Origin of the sequence: Paenibacillus xylanexedens, assembly GCF_007676705.1 — a bacterium.
Lineage (GTDB): Bacteria > Bacillota > Bacilli > Paenibacillales > Paenibacillaceae > Paenibacillus > Paenibacillus xylanexedens_C.
This window is the reverse complement of the sequence record NZ_VEBF01000002.1, coordinates 308,192-324,154: the sequence shown is the minus strand read 5'-3', so window position 1 is coordinate 324,154 and position 15,963 is coordinate 308,192. Positions and strand designations below refer to the sequence as shown.

The following is a 15,963-nucleotide window of genomic DNA, read 5'->3' as shown; positions in this document are numbered from 1 at the left end:
ATAGGAGCAGTGGATTCTGATGAATCGTAAATAAAACGCCATAGGACAGGCATGCGCGCCTGTATATTGGATGAGAGAGGTGGAACCCACTTGCGTTGGCAAGGGATTAAAATCGCGCAGACAGCATTGCTGTCTATAGGTATAGTAGCCTTATTGGCTGCCTGCACCGACTCAGATCAACCGCCAGAAGCAGAACCTCCACAACAGCAGGAGGACGCTGGGAATACAGGACAGACGTTAACCGTCGTTCCCCCGGTGAACAGTACGGAATCTGCGGATATGGCCAAGTACCAAATACAGACCCGTTTGACTGATTTTCAGTTGCTCAATGACAACGGAGGATTGGCATGGGGGGTAACACGAAATGCGCTGCGTCTGTACTACACGCAGGATCAGGGAAAGACCTGGATCAATATTTCACCTTCGGAAAATGTACAGTTTCCGGCTAACCCTAAATATGGACAAAGCATTTATTTTGTAGATCGTGCGCACGGTTGGATTGTTCGTGAAGGCATGGGTGGAACAGATACCATGGTGCTTCGTACCAACAATGGAGGCGTAAGTTGGAGTCTGTCTTCTCTGTCCAAAACGGATAAAGTGACTGCGATCTCATTTGTATCTCCTGAAAAAGGCTGGATTCTTACCACCGTGGATACCGCTATTGGTAAACAGGAGAAGAAACTTTACTTTACCGAGGATGGTGGAATCACCTGGAATCGGATGTCATCCAGTGATGAAGACGGCAAACAGGAAGCAGAAGAGATTTCCAAACGTGGATACACAACAGGGATGACTTTCTCAGATCCGAAGCATGGTTTCTTAACAGCGCTTGAGTTCGGCACACCGAAGTTGTATGTAACGTCGGACGGGGGAGAGAACTGGGACACTGGACCATCTTTCTTTGATCGAAACAAATTCAACGGGTGTGGTAATTTCAGTGTCAGTTCACCACAATTTTTTGGACGTGAAGTACAGTCTGCCTGGATGTCAATGTCCTGTTCCCAAGGGGAGAGCACGACTTTCAATGGCTTCTTCACAACAGATGGCGGAAAGAGCTGGAAGCTGTCCAACTTCAGTTTGAACAAACAAACGGGTACGAATCGCAATCTTGCACCAGTATTCCTGAACGCATCAGAAGGTTGGGCGATGCAAAAGGGGATAACCTACCACACCAAGGATGCAGGCAAAACATGGAGCGCACTTCCTGCAAGCAGTGTACTGGAGAAAATTCTCGAGGAATATCCGGAGATTGTGAAGATTCAGATGGTTACGTCCAAGCTTGGCTGGATATTGGTTGAAAATACGGATGCCAAAAGGTCGTTGTTACTGCAAACGGTAGACGGCGGTGTACATTGGAAAGTACTTTAAGAGTAATGTGTATAGATGTGAATAGATAGGAAAGTAGAGGAGCCGGAGGGTTCCTTTTCTTTTTTAATTAGTTTGTGAAATAAATCACAAATAAATTCACTAGAAGGTGATATATTTAACTCAACAAGAGATGGGAGTGATGAAGATGAGAACCAACGGTCAGACTCAATTCACGCAGGCGGACGAATTAACCAGATATATGCTTCAATTATGCTACACATGTGACGATGCCAATCGTTGTACAACAGAGGAAGCAGTGAAGGCTTGCATGGCAGAACACGCACAGGCAGACCAGCCCGAACCAGCCGAAGGCGGAGACGTAACTCGCGGCTTTATGGATCTGATGTACGCATAGGCTAATCATTCACGGAGAACGCTCCTGCGGGAGGGTTCTTTTTGATTTGGAGTGAAATGTATGCGCTTTTAAATGTACTTCGCAAATATTGCAGCATGGGTTATTATAGAAATAATTAAGGTAATTTACTCAAAATGTGGAATTAATTTAAATTGAATCTTAGTTAGGAGGATCATGACATGGAGAAGAGTTCTCCAGTTAGAACAAACATGATAGGTGGCTACTGAACTATGGGGACGGACCTATCGGAAAATCAAATTGTAGGACGGTGTATTTATCTTTATGAGCAATTGATTGAGGAATCTGATGATGAATTGATACAACTGCAAAATGATGATTTTGCCAATAAAGCAAAGATGCTCCCTGTAACCTTTGTGATAAAGGCACGAAAACTATAGGAGAAAGATAAGGAGAGTGGCTAATGCAGATCAATTTAAGATATCGCGGTCTTAATAAAGTAATCGTTGGTGTTCTGGTGCTCGCATTAATCATTGTGACATGTGCGGTACCTGTGTACGCTGAGGTAGAGAATGTGGAGACTACGCCCTCCAGGATTGCGTTGTCTTCGCTAGAGGAAACGATAGATTCATATGTGGCTACGAATCAGAAGAACACCGCTGCCGTTTCGGTTGTAGCTATCAAGAACGGTGAGACCATTGTGAATAAGGCCTATGGATACGCAGATCTTGAGCAACAGAGAAGGGCAGACACCTCTACTGTATTTGAATGGGGTTCAACCTCTAAACTATTGGTCTGGACGAGTGTTATGCAACTTGTCGAGCAGGGGAAGCTTGATTTGGATACCGATATTCAGGAATATTTGCCGGAAGGATTTCTAAAGAAGCTTGAATACGATACTCCCATTACTCTAATGAACCTTATGCATCATAACGCAGGATGGGAGGATAGATTGATCGATTTATGGTATTCATCCGAGAAAGACATTGTGGATTTAGAAGAAGCTTTACAAAAATTTGAACCGAGGCAGATCGATAAACCTGGGAGTGTCGTTGCTTATTCAAACTATGGTACGGCTATGGCTGCTTATATCGTTGAGGTGCAAAGCGGACAACCCTTTTACAAATATGTCAATGAACATATTTTTAAACCGCTGAATATGAAAGACACTTCGATTCACCCGTCACAGTATGATAATCTAGACGTCTTAAAAAGGAGAAATGAGATTCAAGGATACACTACGAATCTGAAACTCATCCCTAATAACAGAGCATACATAAGCTTGTACCCTGCGGCGGGGGCCATTGGCACAGCAGAGGATGCAGCTAAATTCCTTGCAGCCTTAATGCCTGTGGATCGTAGCAATTTATTATTCGCAAACAAGGACACGTTAGACGAGATGCTTTCAACCAGTCTATATTATGATGGAACTTCTACTCCTCGAATTGCGCATGGCTTCTTTGAAGTTGAGTACTGGGTGCCTGCACTGGAACACGCTGGAAGTACGGCGGGATTTTCAAGTAGATTTGTTTTTGATCCGGAGTCTAATTTTGGGTTGGTGGTCATGACAAACTAGTCAAATGAAATGGCTTATAGCGTTGGTCTTGTCCAGAAGGTGTTTGGAAGTAGTTTCAGCACGAATTCAGTTACATCTGAGAGTGGAGGACATTATCTGCCTGCGCGACGGGTCGTTTCCGGTTTTACGAAGGCATATTCGATGTTAAGTCTGCAGAAGTATACAACATTTGACCTTAGTAATTTTGCAAATGTTGTTGAACGTAACGGCACTGTTGAGAAGGTCTCTATGTCTTATAATGACTTTTTGCCCGTATCCAACTTAACGATAAACTGGATCAAAGCATCTTTTATTGCTCTTGCAGTAGCCATCCTACTCAGTTTGAGAGCTACAATTGGTTATTTTATTCGGGTATCCAAATACAAATTAAAAAACTGGGAAAGACCCGGCACAGGATTTGATAAATATCATATTGCCATTAATATTGCCAGTCTGGCATTAATTTTGAATACGATCCTATTGTTCATGCGCGCCTTAGGCTTCTCCCCCTATTCTTCATTACGCATACATCTCCTCTTAAACCTGGTTTATGTCATTATAGCTGTGGCGTACCTTGTCTTGATGTTCTACAAACTTCTGAAGAGAAGTTACAGTAACAAGCAAAAGGCGGTATACATCATGTCTGGCATGTCAGCTTTCCTGCTTGCTGCTTTTATTGTGGGATGGGATTTGTACTTTTAGAAGGTTAGGAAAGTTAAAATTCTTTTGGCGTTACAATCAACTGTAATATATGGAGGATATCAATGAAAATTGAATTTAGAAATTTTGATGATTCTTATTATGAACAAGTTTGTGATTTCTTGATTGAAATATCCGCAGATAACCGTCGTCATATTAATTGGAATTGGGCAAGGTGGGAGTGGATGTTTTTCCATCCTGAGTTTAATCGCGAATTAATGGACAAGATTGGCTTGTGGTATTGTAAAGACGAGTTAGTAGGTATTGCAACGTATGACCACTATTTCGGCGAAGCATTTTTTGCGACTAAACAAGGGTTTGGAGAACTAAATAAAGATATAGTAGAATACGCCATTGCAACGTTCAGTAATGAAAATGGTCTTGGAATTGCGGTGAATGATAGGGATACTGAGACTCTAGATTTGTTGCACAATAACCATTTCGTGAAGAATGATCTGACTGAAAATATCCTGGAACTTACAATGAACAATGTTAGCCTGGATTACACCATTCCTGAAGGCATCGCACTAAAAAATATAGATATACAGAATGACGTATATAGACTTCATCATATGCTTTGGAGGGCATTTGAAAACGAAGGACCTGTACCTGTTGATGAAACTACGTTGAGTAAACAGAAGGAGATGTTGTCGGCAGCGCATCTGAATTCATTCCTACATGTTGTTGCTGAAAATGAAGATGGGGAATATGTAGCTTACTGCGGCTTATGGTATAGCTCGAAAACAGATTATGTTTATATTGAACCTGTATGTACAATTCCGGATTATCGGAATAAGGGCCTGGGCAAAGCAGTGGTTTTAGAAGCTTTGAAAAGAGGTCGCTCCTTAGGTGCGAACAAAGCATATGTTATTTCTGATAACCATTTCTATACTTCATTAGGTTTTCAACAGCATTCACATTATACGTTCTATTGGCATAAGAGCTGATATTTTCATAGAGGACTTCCTCAGAAAGGACACGAAATAGTAGAAAGGATGAAAACATGAATATTCAGGATCTCCCAATTGAGATAATAGAACAGATAGGGAAAGTCCAGAACATCACTTTTCCTAAGCAAGGTCATACTTCTACTGTAGCTATTCTGGATACGCTCGATAAACAGTACATCATCAAGAAGACAGAAAACGATCTTTATAATGAATGGTTATCCGATGAATATAAGGTGCTTCAATACCTCTACCATACGGGACTCCCTGTTCCGAAGACATATTCATTTCATATTGAGGATAGATCGAGATGGCTTTTGATGGATTATATTGATGGAATAAGTTTAAGAGAATTTCTCTCTATGATGCCTGATCTTCAAAGTAAAGAAAAAGCGATTTTTAACTTTGGGCGTTGTTTAAAGAAAATACATGAATGCTCTTGTCCTGTTGAATTATTGAACAATGACAGTCCTTGGTTAGATACAATGCTTAGTAAAGCAGAATATAATCTAACTCACTTTGCTGTAGACGGATCAGCAGAACTACTTCAACAGTTGAAAGAAGGAAGACCAGAACCAATCGCTAACACTTTCATTCATGGTGATTTTACCATAGATAATGTACTTGTTAATGATTGCAATATTGTTGGAGTTATTGATTGGGCAGGAGCAGCATACGGGGATCCAAGATATGATGTAGCGTTAGCTATTAGACCGAAACATAATGCTTTCGATAATGAAAGAGATCGAGAAATATTTTATAACGGATATGGAAAGTCAAGAATAACGGATGAAGAATACAATTATTTTGAAGACGGGATATATAACTTCTTTTAGTCTGGTTTTGAATCATGCTATTCAAACTAATATCCAATTTCTATAGAAGGAGTCGAAAAAATGAGCCCTCCAAAACATATCGTATCTGCCGCTGCAATCGTGATCAATGAAAAAAATGAATTATTACTTATTAGAGGACCACGAAGAGGATGGGAAATGCAAGGTGGTCAAGTAGAAGAAGGAGAATCCCTAAGTCAAGCTGCAATCAGAGAAACCAAAGAGGAGTCTGAAATCGACATTGAAATCATCAAATTCTGTGGAATATTTCAAAATATCGAAAATTCAATATGTAACACGTTATTTTTAGCAAGACCAATAGGAGGAGAATTAACGACAACATCGGAGAGCCTAGAGTCTGGTTTCTTTCCGATCGAAGAAGCACTTTTAAAAGTCGAATGGAAAAACTTTAGAGAAAGAATAGAGTATTGCTTAAAGCCTGAGCTGCAACCTTTTTGTATTGAGTTTAGTGATAAGAATAATATTTAAAAGTTTCCAGAAAGGAAGTTCATTCAATGAAACGAGTCGATGTTGTTTACTCATTACTAACGAATCCATCCAAATCTAAAGTGCTTGCCGTAAGAAATGTAGGGCGTTCAAGCTGGTCGCTGCCTGGGGGAGCTGTTGAAACCGATGAATCATGGGAACAAGCAGCTATTCGAGAAGCCTATGAAGAAACAGGACTGGATGTTACCGTTCATGGCATTGTAGCAATCAATGAGTGTAAGTTTGAAGAAATCAAAGAGCATGTCATTTTCACCACATTCAGAGCGGAAATCGTCGGAGGAAGAGAAGAGATATCAAGACCAGACGAAATCTCTGAGATTGCATGGTTGGATATAGAACAGGCAGATGAACTAATGCCTTATTATAAGAATGGCTTTAAAAGCTTACTTGGTGGCAATGAGATTACATATTTCAACGAGGGTAACAAGTGATGTTCTGGAGGTAGTGGTATACATTTTTAATTGGGGGCATTACGGTGAATAAGCACAGTGTATACGAAACAAACAGCTTCTATTGGGGTATAAAAGGAAATGAATTTTTAAGAGCAATCGTGCTTCCTCATTATGGAGCATTTGTTACAGAAGAGAAACACCAACTTTTTGGTGATGTCTCAGGATTAAAGATGTTAGAGGTAGGCTGTGGAAATGGTCAATCCCTGCAATATCATGGGGATCGCAAAGCAGGTGAACTGTGGGGAATGGATATCTCCGAGAAACAAATTGAAAAGGCAGCGCAACATCTCACCACGTGTGGTCTTTCGGCAACATTGATTTGTTCACCCATGGAAGAGGAATGTGGTATTCCTAAGAATTATTTTGACGCTGTGTATTCGATTTATGCCATAGGTTGGACAACCGATCTTGAGGTACTTTCCGCCAGATCGCTTCTTATTTAAAGAATGATGGTATTTTCATTTTCAGTTGGTCTCATCCAATTCATCGAAATGTTGTTGAAGAAAACAATAGATTTGTATTTAAAAAACCTTATTCTGATGAATCTTGGTATGCGGTGTCTCCTGATTTTTGTCAGGGAGAATTAGTTTTAGCTGATCGTCAAATATCAACCTATGTCAATGCGTTAGCGAAAGCAGGGTTTGTTATTGAACAAATGATAGAAGAATCCGATGAGGCTATCATGCAATTACATGATCATAGCGATAATCTCCTTAAAAGAGCGAAGATGTTACCTGTAACCTTTGTCATCAAAGCGAGAAAACTTTAAAAGCTGACTTTTTAACAAGGAGGACATCCATGAATAAATTACCTTTATTTATAGTGACAGGCGCAAGTGGAACAGGGAAAACAACGGTCTCGTCACATGTTCGCAAGCTACTCCCGGATTTTGACGTCTTTGATATGGATATCATCAATAATGTGGATTGGCAGATTGCCAAAGAGAATTGGTTGAGGATTGCGTATAGTATATCGCTAAGTGGACGAGGGACTGTTTTATGTGGAACGATGGTGCCAGAAAACATTGCATCGTCCGACTACAAAGATCGATTTGATCGGATTCTATATATGAACTTACATTGTAATGATGTCACACGTGAGACGAGGTTGAAATCACGGGGGTGGGATGAGAATTCAATCGAAGATCACAAGAATTTTGCTAATTGGTTACTCCAAAATTCGAAAACTGCATTTGATCCGGAAATGCCAACAATTGATACTTCAGAATTATCAGCAAAAGAAGTAGCTGATCAAATTAAAGAATGGATCTTGAAGAACTGGTAAGTACATCACACTTTCAATTTAAGTTGGAATGTAGAACCAATAAATATAAACAACTAAGCTCTGTAGGCCAGCGCCGATAGAGTTTTTTTAGTTTGTAGCATTCAAATAAAGGCTATTCTACGATGTTATTCGCCCTTTTTCATGAAAATGGGTTTCACTTTAGGGGGGAATTGGTTGTTCGTCCATGCATTTAACCCATCACATACGTACGTTAAACTATGTCTATAGGGAGGTGTCCACACCGTGAGCCATTCAGAAGTGAAGAAGCGTATGAAGAGAAAAAAGGCAACAGTGTATCCATGCAAAGTTAAAAGAAAAGAACGCCGATTGAAAGTGGTTAAAAAGTTCGTTCAAGTAAAATGTCCGCCTCCAGAAGTGAATATATCTACTCCTACTGTTGTTGGACCAACAGGACCACAAGGTTTACAAGGCGTACAGGGTATTCAAGGTAAACAAGGGGTGGAAGGGCCACCTGGAGCTCAAGGACCAGCGGGGGGACCACCTGGACCACAAGGGCCTCAAGGACAGCCCGGTCCCGCTGGAGCAGTAGGCTCTCAAGGACCGGTGGGACCCGCTGGACCCATGGGAGCTCAGGGGATTCCGGGAGAAGCAGGTGCCGTAGGGCCACAAGGTCCGCAAGGTAATCCAGGTCCTGCAGGTGCCATCGGACCGCAAGGTTTCTCCGGCCCAGCAGGTGCAACAGGAGCGGTAGGCCCCGCTGGAGCAGTAGGCCCGGCAGGCCCAGCAGGTGCAACAGGTGCAGTAGGCCCCGCTGGAGCAGTAGGCCCGGCAGGCCCAGCAGGTGCAACAGGAGCGGTAGGCCCCGCTGGAGCAGTAGGCCCGGCAGGCCCGGCAGGTGCAACAGGAGCGGTAGGCCCCGCTGGAGCAGTAGGCCCGGCAGGCCCGGCAGGCCCAGCAGGTGCAACAGGAGCGGTAGGTCCAGCTGGAGCAGTAGGCCCGACAGGTGCCACAGGAACAGCGGGAGGCGTACTGGGATTTGCTGACTTTTTCGCGCTGATGCCACCTGATAATGCTGCAACGGTTGCTCCAGGCACAGATGTCAGCTTCCCTCAGAATGGACCAACAAGTGGAACAACTATTGCCCGCACTGGACCTAGTGCATTCAATCTGGCAGCGATCGGTACGTATCAGATTTTGTTCCAAGTGAGCATTAATGAAGCGGGTCAACTAATTTTAACTCTTAATGGAGCTGATTTGGCTCCAACAGTAGTTGGGCGAGCAACTGGAACATCTCAGATTGTAGGCATTGCCTTGGTACAAACAACCGTCATCAATTCGATCTTAACTGTACGAAACCCGGCTGGTAATGCGACTGCATTAACAATCACACCTCTTGCAGGAGGAACAAGACCTGTATCGGCTCATCTTGTTATTACTCAACTAGCATAAGATCTGTTAAATACGATTCGGGTTGCCTTCTGACTTAATAAATCCGTTGCTTCCAGAAGCAAACATTGGCGATTAGACTGAGATAACCGTCTTTCAATAAGGCGGTCATCTCAGTCGGAGCCGATAATGTTATGAAGAGTGTGATAGAAGATGTGCTTACATATAGATCTTCGTTCATGCTATTCGGGCATGAATCCGGATAACAAGTTTCGTGTTCGTCCGCATATACATTACAGGAGACGGGTCAAGACTCCGGCTGTCCTAAGTTGTATGAACGGAGGGAGAGACATGGGCATTGAATCATCCTGGATGTTTGATTTGTTTGGAACAGTCTTTCCGGTTGTATTTGTTCTAATCATAGGCATTGTCCTTCTGTCAGTGGGAAAAGAGATATGGAGGTGGGGGCGCAATAACTCCGAGCCGCTGCTGACCGTACCCTCCCGAATCACCAGCAGACGGATGAAGATGAGTCAGTCGCAATCTGAATCAGGCAGTACAGCACGAACACTATATTACGTCACCTTTGAAGTCGAGAGCGGAGATCGGCTCGAATTCAAAGTCAATGGCGAAGAATATGGTTTGTGCGCTGAGGGGGATGAAGGACGGCTCTCATTCAAAGGGACGCGTTACATAGGCTTCGAGCGATACAATCGCTTGTATTCCGAACGCCTACGCGGGTAAACTGAGCAGCTTGCGCCAGGAAGGCGTGAGCTTTTTTTGATTCTTTATCGGACAAGCGTTTCTAAATGGTCCTAACGTGTTTTTATATAAGAAGAGGCTTAAAGAGATTATGATCGAAGATCATTACTATAGAGGAGGCAAACAATATGTCATTTACAGATCAGGTCGTTGTTGTAACCGGTGCCGCTCAGGGAATAGGACGAAGTGTGGCCGAGGCTTATGCGGTCGCTGGAGCTAAAGTTGTACTTGCCGACCACAAGGAAGCCGAGGGTGCTGCAGCCGCAGCTTCCATTCGCAATGAAGGTGGAGAAGCCATCTTTGTTCAATGTGACGTTCGGAGTGAGCAGGATATTACGAATCTTTTTCGTACGACTGTGGAGGAATTCAAGCAAATCGATGTTCTGGTGAATAACGCAGGACTAGCAAAATGGAAGTCTCCCTATGAATTAACGCTGGAAGAATGGGACGATGTGCTCAATACCAATGTGAGAAGTTGCTTTTTGGCGAGTCGGGAAGCGGCCAAACATATGAAAAGCAATGAACATGGGGGTGCCATTATCAACATGGCCTCTACCCGTGCGCTGATGTCCGAGCCGGATACCGAAGCCTATGCTGCATCCAAAGGGGCGATTGTAGCCCTGACGCATGCGCTGGCAGTCTCACTGGGCAAAGACCAAATTCGGGTCAATTGTATCAGTCCGGGATGGATTGAGACAGGAGACGTGGAGAAACTGAAAAAGGAGGATCATGAACAGCATCCATCCGGTCGTGTGGGTGTTCCTTCAGATATCTCCCGTGCTTGTCTATATTTATCTGACCCAAGCAATACCTTTGTCACAGGGACCAACCTCGTTATTGATGGAGGCATGACCCGAAAAATGATATATGAGGACTAGAACCGGGATAGAGCCGGGCGAGCTCCACGATGTCCCAATTTAAGAGTAATAAGCCCAAGTTAAGCACTTGGGCTTATTTGTTTTTAATAACCCGGTTGCTATAATAAATGTGATTTTACAACAGTATAAGAATGGAGGGAGTATATGTTCGGGAAACAATCCCGGAAAGTATTTTGGCTGTTACTGCTGATCGGAGGGATGATAATGACAGGGAACGAGTCACCTGCTGAAGCTGACGGCGCGGATATACGGGCGGCCTGGGTATGGCAGGCGCAGTCTGTTAGCAACGGAGACGAGCTGCTGGAGAACGCAGCTAAACATAAGATCAATCGGCTGTACGTGAATGTGGACATGACGCTGTCCAAGGAGGTATACAAGACGTTTATATCCAAAGCAAGTCGTGCGGGTATTGCAGTTGAAGCGCTGGGCGGCGATCCATCCTGGGCGGTCAATGGGCGTGAAGGCCCCATGCTCATGTTAGCCTCATGGGTAAGTGAGTACAATCAGGCTGTGGAGTCCAATGAGCGATTTGAGGCCATACATCTGGATATCAAGCCCTATGTGTTACCAGCCTGGAAAGAAGATGCCAAGCCGCTGGTTCAATCCTGGGTGGCCAATATGAATCTGTTATTTGATCAAGTGAGGCAGGATGGTGCAGTTGCAGTGAATGTTGACCTGCCATTTTGGCTTGATTCGTACACCGTCACAGGTAATAGAACTTCTGAGGATGCAGATAACGAATCATTGTCACGTTGGTTTATTGATCGAGTGGATCATGTCACTTTACTGGCTTACCGTGATAACGCGAAAGGGAACAATGGTATCATTCGTTTAATTGAACAGGAAATGAACTGGGCGGATGCGAGCAATACGAGTGTCACGGTGGGTTTGAACACGAAACCTATGCCTGGTGAAGAGTTCACGACATTTGCTGGTAAAGGTGCAACGCAACTGGAAGCTGTCATTGGAGAAGTTGCCTCCGCATTTGGCGAGCATACTTCCTACGCCGGTTCAGCTGTACATGACATTGTATACTGGGGACAACTGGAACCGACAGAACTACCATCACCGGAGATTCCATCCAATCAGCCAGAGATTCGGGGAACATATATCTGGGAGGCCTCTCAGGTGACGAATGACGGAGGGGAACACATACTAGAGTTTGCGAGAGAGCAGAACATAAACTGGCTGTATGTCCGGTTGGATCTGGATCAACCCTATTCCAGTTACCGCGGTTTTGTGAAGCGGGCAAAAGCCCAAGGTATTGAAATACACGCGATGGGGGGACACCCGATCTGGGGTAAAAAGGAGAATCGTCCACGGATACAGCGCTTGATTGATTATGTGAAAAATTACAACGCTGAATCCGAGCCGGATGAACAATTTGAAGGAATCCATCTGGATATTGAGCCTTACACCTTGCCGGAATGGGAGAGCAATCGGGATACCCTGTTGACCGATTGGGCTGCCAATATTACATTTTTCCAGGAAGAGACGAAGAAGGATAGTGATCTCGAAACGAGTGCAGATCTTGCTGTATGGCTAGATACTTTCCCGTTGCCGGGTAAAGATATGTCAGTGACGGAGTTTATGATTGATACACTCGATCATGTGTCGATGATGGCATTCCGTAACCAAGCGGAAGGTTCCAATGGCATTGCTGCTATAGTGGGTCAGGAGATGGAGATCGCCGATCGTCTGGGTAAAAGGTTGATGATTTCGGTGGAAATGAAGGAGAACCACGAAGGTCCTCATATTTCATTTTATGAGAAGGGGGCGGCAGAGATGGAACTTCAACTTGCCAAGCTTCCGGATCTGCTGGCTGAATATCAGGCATACCAAGGCAATATTGTACATGCCTATGATTACTGGATTGAAGCCAAGCCTTGAACAGGCGAGTAATATAAGAAATAACTTGCTACGGGACCCCACTTTGAGTGAGGTTCCGGGCTTTTTTTTATGGAAAAAAGATGGATCGTGTCACCAAATGGGCTCCTGCACAATACGATGTACGGTGATGAACAGCTGAAACAAGGGAGGTAACGACTATGGCTGTTATTAAAGCCAACTCAGAGGATGTCAAGTTATTGGCTAGGCTCATGAGGGCAGAGGCTGAAGGTGACGGCGAACAGGGTATGTTGCTTGTGGGCAATGTAGGTGTGAACCGGGTGCTGGTGGATTGTCTGGACTTTAAGGATATTCGCGATATCAATCGTATGGTATTCCAGAATCCAGGAGGCTACGAGTCCACACAGAAGGGGTACTTTTACCAACGGGCAAGACAGTCCGAGATTCGTCTCGCACAACGGGTGATCAATGGAGAGCGCATCTGGCCAGCGAGCAATTCATTGTGGTTTTTCCGACCTGTGGGCGACTGCCCACCAACGTGGTATGACCAGCCAAATACAGGACGTTTCAAAGCGCATTGTTTCTTCAGTCCGACAGGCGAAGACTGTCCGGAAGTATATTAAATTTTGGGAGGAATCACCATGATTAATCAGCCTTATCAACCTATGACTCAAACGTTGGGTCAGCAAGCGAATTCTGTTCTGGGTCAACAAGCCAATTCTCAGGTTCAAGGTACGTCTTACAAAATCGGTAACGGAATGCCTGCCATGTCACCAACGCCAGGGATGGTATCACCCAGCTCCACAAGTGTACCCCCACTCGTATCCAGTGGAAGCCCAATGACACCGACGGGTGCAGTGATTACGACAACGGCTCCACAGTTTGAGCAGTCATACATTGAGAATATTTTGCGACTGAATCTCGGGAAATTCGGTACATTCTACATGACATATGAAGGCAACAAAGAGTGGAATGCTCGCATATTCCAAGGTATTATTGAAGCAGCGGGCCGTGACCATATTATCATCAGCGACCCGAAGACAGGAAGACGGATCATGCTGTTGATGGTCAACTTCGATTATGCTACATTTGATGAGCCATTGTTGTATCAATATCCAGGAGTGATAGGCAATTACCCACAAGCTCCAAGCAGATGATCATTGGCGCCTCATCATTTTGATTGATATTTGATATGGATAACACATAATGAACTACGAGCTGTCCTGAATGTGGAGGTATTCCACAGACGGGACGGCTTTTTACATAAATGATTAAGTCATACGTAACCTTTGGATAATAACATGGCACTTATATATGAATGGAACAAGCAGCATGTCTATATGAAAGGAGTCCATAGCATTGAAGTCATGGATTGAAGCAGCAATGAAAGGCGAACCCGAAGCATACGAACAACTGGTATCCCAATATCGCGGGATGGCTCTTGCTGTTGCCTACAATCGTTTAGGAGATACATTTTGGGCTGAAGATGTCGTACAGGAGGCTTTTACTGAAGCCTTTGGCAATCTGTCCAAGCTGGAGGTCCCGGAGGCTTTTCCTGGATGGTTCAAGGTGATCGTGGAGAGGCAGTGTTATCGCTGGCTAAGGCGCAAGCAGCATACCACGATTCCCGTTCAGGAGCTGGAGCATGTATTCCAGGAAGAGGATCAGGCGCATAATCCAGAAGAACAAGCGATGCAAAACGAAATGCATCGTACGCTGCGTGATTCTATTGCAGCGCTGCCATCATCGATGCGAATTGCTGTTGAACTGTTTTATTTAGAGGGATACTCGCTGAAGGAAATATCAGAATTTCTAGGTGTCAACGTAGCTGCATTAAAGAAGAGAATGTTCGATGCACGTTCCAAACTCAAGCGCTCTATGCCAGTGAGGAATTTGGTCTCTATGTTTAACGATTTGTATGAAGGGGGAAAAGGTATGCTGCACATTATGAATGGGGATCACGCCGCCAATCGTTTAAGAGAGAGTGGAATTCAGGGAGACATCCTGGTGTGGAGAGAGTTGTATACGTTCGGCCCGGTTGCCAAAGATATGTCGGTTGCGAAGAAGAGGAAAAACCGGGCATCCGTGCTAGAGCAACAGTTGGGCATCCCACAGATAGAATATTTGCAGATCGAGGAGCTTGAACGCAAGTTACATTCGTTTCAACAATATAAGGAAATTGTCTTATGGTTCGAATACGATCTCTATGATCAGACGATGTTATCTTACCTATTGCATTATTTCAAAGGACAAGCGCTTCAGAATACGAAACTTAATCTGCTCTGCATTGACTCGTATCCAGAGATCGAGCACTTTAGGGGACTGGGTCAACTTACCTCGACACAGATCGGAAGCCTGTCCGGAAGCTGGCATGTGATTGACACAGACGAGCTACAAGCAGGTGCACAGTTCTGGGAGGCCTATACGTCTAATGATATCCGGCAGCATCTGGATTACTTGCGAGCAGATAATACGGTACTTCCCTTTGCAGATGCAGCATTCAAGGCCCACTTGTCCCGTCTGCCATCTGTGTCGAATGGCCTAGGAGTCATTGAGCAGACGACACTGGAGACCATTAGAGCGGGTGTAGATCGTCCACATCCTTTGTTTCGTGAGGTAGGGGACAAGCTGCATATTCTCGGAATGGGCGACCTTGAATACTGGGCACATCTCAGGAGGATGACAGAAGGACCTCAAGCCCTGCTTCGGTTAACTGGGAAAACCACTTTCCCAAGCTTCATACAGCATGATGAAAAATTTGGTGAAGCCGTCTTTGAGCTGACGGAAATCGGTATTCAGGTATTGGATGAAGAAGTCGATTGGGCTCTGCTGAAGCAGGAAGAGTTATGGATCGGCGGGTTGCATATTGAAGGTGGCAGACAAGCCCGCTGGCGCTGGAATCCAGCTTCGGAGAGCGTAGTGGAGATGGAGTCAATATAGAGGAATAGAGATAAGAGGCATAAGAACAGTTTCACAAAAAAAGAGAGTATCCCGCCATGATGAAGCATGCGTGGGATACTCTCTTTCGGTTACTTTCATATATAAATTAGAAGGTAGCCAATAAGCTCTCTTTTTGTATTTAACTGGAGTCTAGCGAGTTAGAATAGACACGATTAAAAAAAAGTGAATAATTGTCCATTCTAATGTGTCTATAATATATCTCAACAAGA

16 protein-coding genes and 2 pseudogenes are annotated in these 15,963 nt (G+C 44.2%); all 18 read left to right on the top strand.

What is annotated here, in order from left to right; genetic code table 11:
* The first annotated feature begins 90 nt into the window (after positions 1–90).
* The 18 genes and pseudogenes from FS628_RS11360 to FS628_RS11275 all read left to right on the top strand — a co-directional run bounded on the left by FS628_RS11360 (position 91) and on the right by FS628_RS11275 (position 15,733).
* A complete protein-coding gene (locus tag FS628_RS11360; protein WP_186327796.1) occupies positions 91–1,368 on the top strand; it encodes a WD40/YVTN/BNR-like repeat-containing protein in 1,278 nt (425 codons plus the stop codon).
* Positions 1,369–1,513: 145 nt separating this feature from the next.
* Positions 1,514–1,723, top strand: coding sequence for a hypothetical protein (locus FS628_RS11355; protein ID WP_074095432.1), 210 nt, complete (start codon positions 1,514–1,516; stop codon positions 1,721–1,723).
* A 275-nt stretch (positions 1,724–1,998) separates the two neighbouring features.
* Positions 1,999–2,121, top strand: a pseudogene (locus FS628_RS32615) (class I SAM-dependent methyltransferase); the annotation flags it as partial.
* Between the two features lie 23 nt (positions 2,122–2,144).
* Positions 2,145–3,257, top strand: a complete 1,113-nt coding sequence (locus FS628_RS11345; protein WP_145321966.1) for a serine hydrolase domain-containing protein — start codon at positions 2,145–2,147, stop codon at positions 3,255–3,257.
* A gap of 39 nt (positions 3,258–3,296) precedes the next feature.
* Complete coding sequence (locus FS628_RS11340; RefSeq protein ID WP_222125226.1) at positions 3,297–3,938, top strand: hypothetical protein; 642 nt, start codon at positions 3,297–3,299, stop codon at positions 3,936–3,938.
* A 62-nt stretch (positions 3,939–4,000) separates the two neighbouring features.
* The gene (locus FS628_RS11335) at positions 4,001–4,882 is read left to right on the top strand and encodes a GNAT family N-acetyltransferase (RefSeq protein ID WP_145321962.1); all 882 of its coding nucleotides are present in this window, start codon (positions 4,001–4,003) and stop codon (positions 4,880–4,882) included.
* Positions 4,883–4,938: 56 nt separating this feature from the next.
* Positions 4,939–5,718, top strand: a complete 780-nt coding sequence (locus FS628_RS11330; RefSeq protein ID WP_145321960.1) for a phosphotransferase family protein — start codon at positions 4,939–4,941, stop codon at positions 5,716–5,718.
* Between the two features lie 60 nt (positions 5,719–5,778).
* Positions 5,779–6,204: an NUDIX hydrolase gene (locus FS628_RS11325; RefSeq protein ID WP_145321958.1), complete on the top strand. Its 426-nt coding sequence runs from the start codon at positions 5,779–5,781 to the stop codon at positions 6,202–6,204.
* Between the two features lie 26 nt (positions 6,205–6,230).
* Positions 6,231–6,653, top strand: a complete 423-nt coding sequence (locus FS628_RS11320) for an NUDIX hydrolase (protein WP_145321956.1) — start codon at positions 6,231–6,233, stop codon at positions 6,651–6,653.
* A 44-nt stretch (positions 6,654–6,697) separates the two neighbouring features.
* Positions 6,698–7,443 (top strand): annotated as a pseudogene (locus FS628_RS11315) (class I SAM-dependent methyltransferase).
* Between the two features lie 29 nt (positions 7,444–7,472).
* Positions 7,473–7,958, top strand: coding sequence for an AAA family ATPase (locus tag FS628_RS11310; RefSeq protein ID WP_145321954.1), 486 nt, complete (start codon positions 7,473–7,475; stop codon positions 7,956–7,958).
* Between the two features lie 243 nt (positions 7,959–8,201).
* Positions 8,202–9,368 (top strand): collagen-like protein, encoded by a 1,167-nt coding sequence (locus FS628_RS11305; protein WP_145321952.1) that lies wholly within the window; start codon positions 8,202–8,204, stop codon positions 9,366–9,368.
* 288 nt (positions 9,369–9,656) lie between these two features.
* Positions 9,657–10,049 carry a DUF2500 domain-containing protein gene (locus tag FS628_RS11300; RefSeq protein ID WP_145321949.1) on the top strand — a complete coding sequence of 131 codons (393 nt, stop codon included), beginning with the start codon at positions 9,657–9,659 and terminating at the stop codon, positions 10,047–10,049.
* A gap of 146 nt (positions 10,050–10,195) precedes the next feature.
* Positions 10,196–10,945: a glucose 1-dehydrogenase gene (locus tag FS628_RS11295; protein ID WP_076250310.1), complete on the top strand. Its 750-nt coding sequence runs from the start codon at positions 10,196–10,198 to the stop codon at positions 10,943–10,945.
* A gap of 144 nt (positions 10,946–11,089) precedes the next feature.
* Complete coding sequence (locus FS628_RS11290; protein WP_145321947.1) at positions 11,090–12,835, top strand: hypothetical protein; 1,746 nt, start codon at positions 11,090–11,092, stop codon at positions 12,833–12,835.
* Positions 12,836–12,993: 158 nt separating this feature from the next.
* Positions 12,994–13,416: a cell wall hydrolase gene (locus FS628_RS11285; protein WP_145321945.1), complete on the top strand. Its 423-nt coding sequence runs from the start codon at positions 12,994–12,996 to the stop codon at positions 13,414–13,416.
* Between the two features lie 18 nt (positions 13,417–13,434).
* On the top strand, positions 13,435–13,950 hold the full coding sequence (gene gerQ, locus FS628_RS11280) for a spore coat protein GerQ (RefSeq protein ID WP_145321943.1): 516 nt from the start codon (positions 13,435–13,437) through the stop codon (positions 13,948–13,950).
* Between the two features lie 202 nt (positions 13,951–14,152).
* Complete coding sequence (locus FS628_RS11275) at positions 14,153–15,733, top strand: sigma-70 family RNA polymerase sigma factor (protein ID WP_145321941.1); 1,581 nt, start codon at positions 14,153–14,155, stop codon at positions 15,731–15,733.
* Positions 15,734–15,963: the final 230 nt, after the last annotated feature.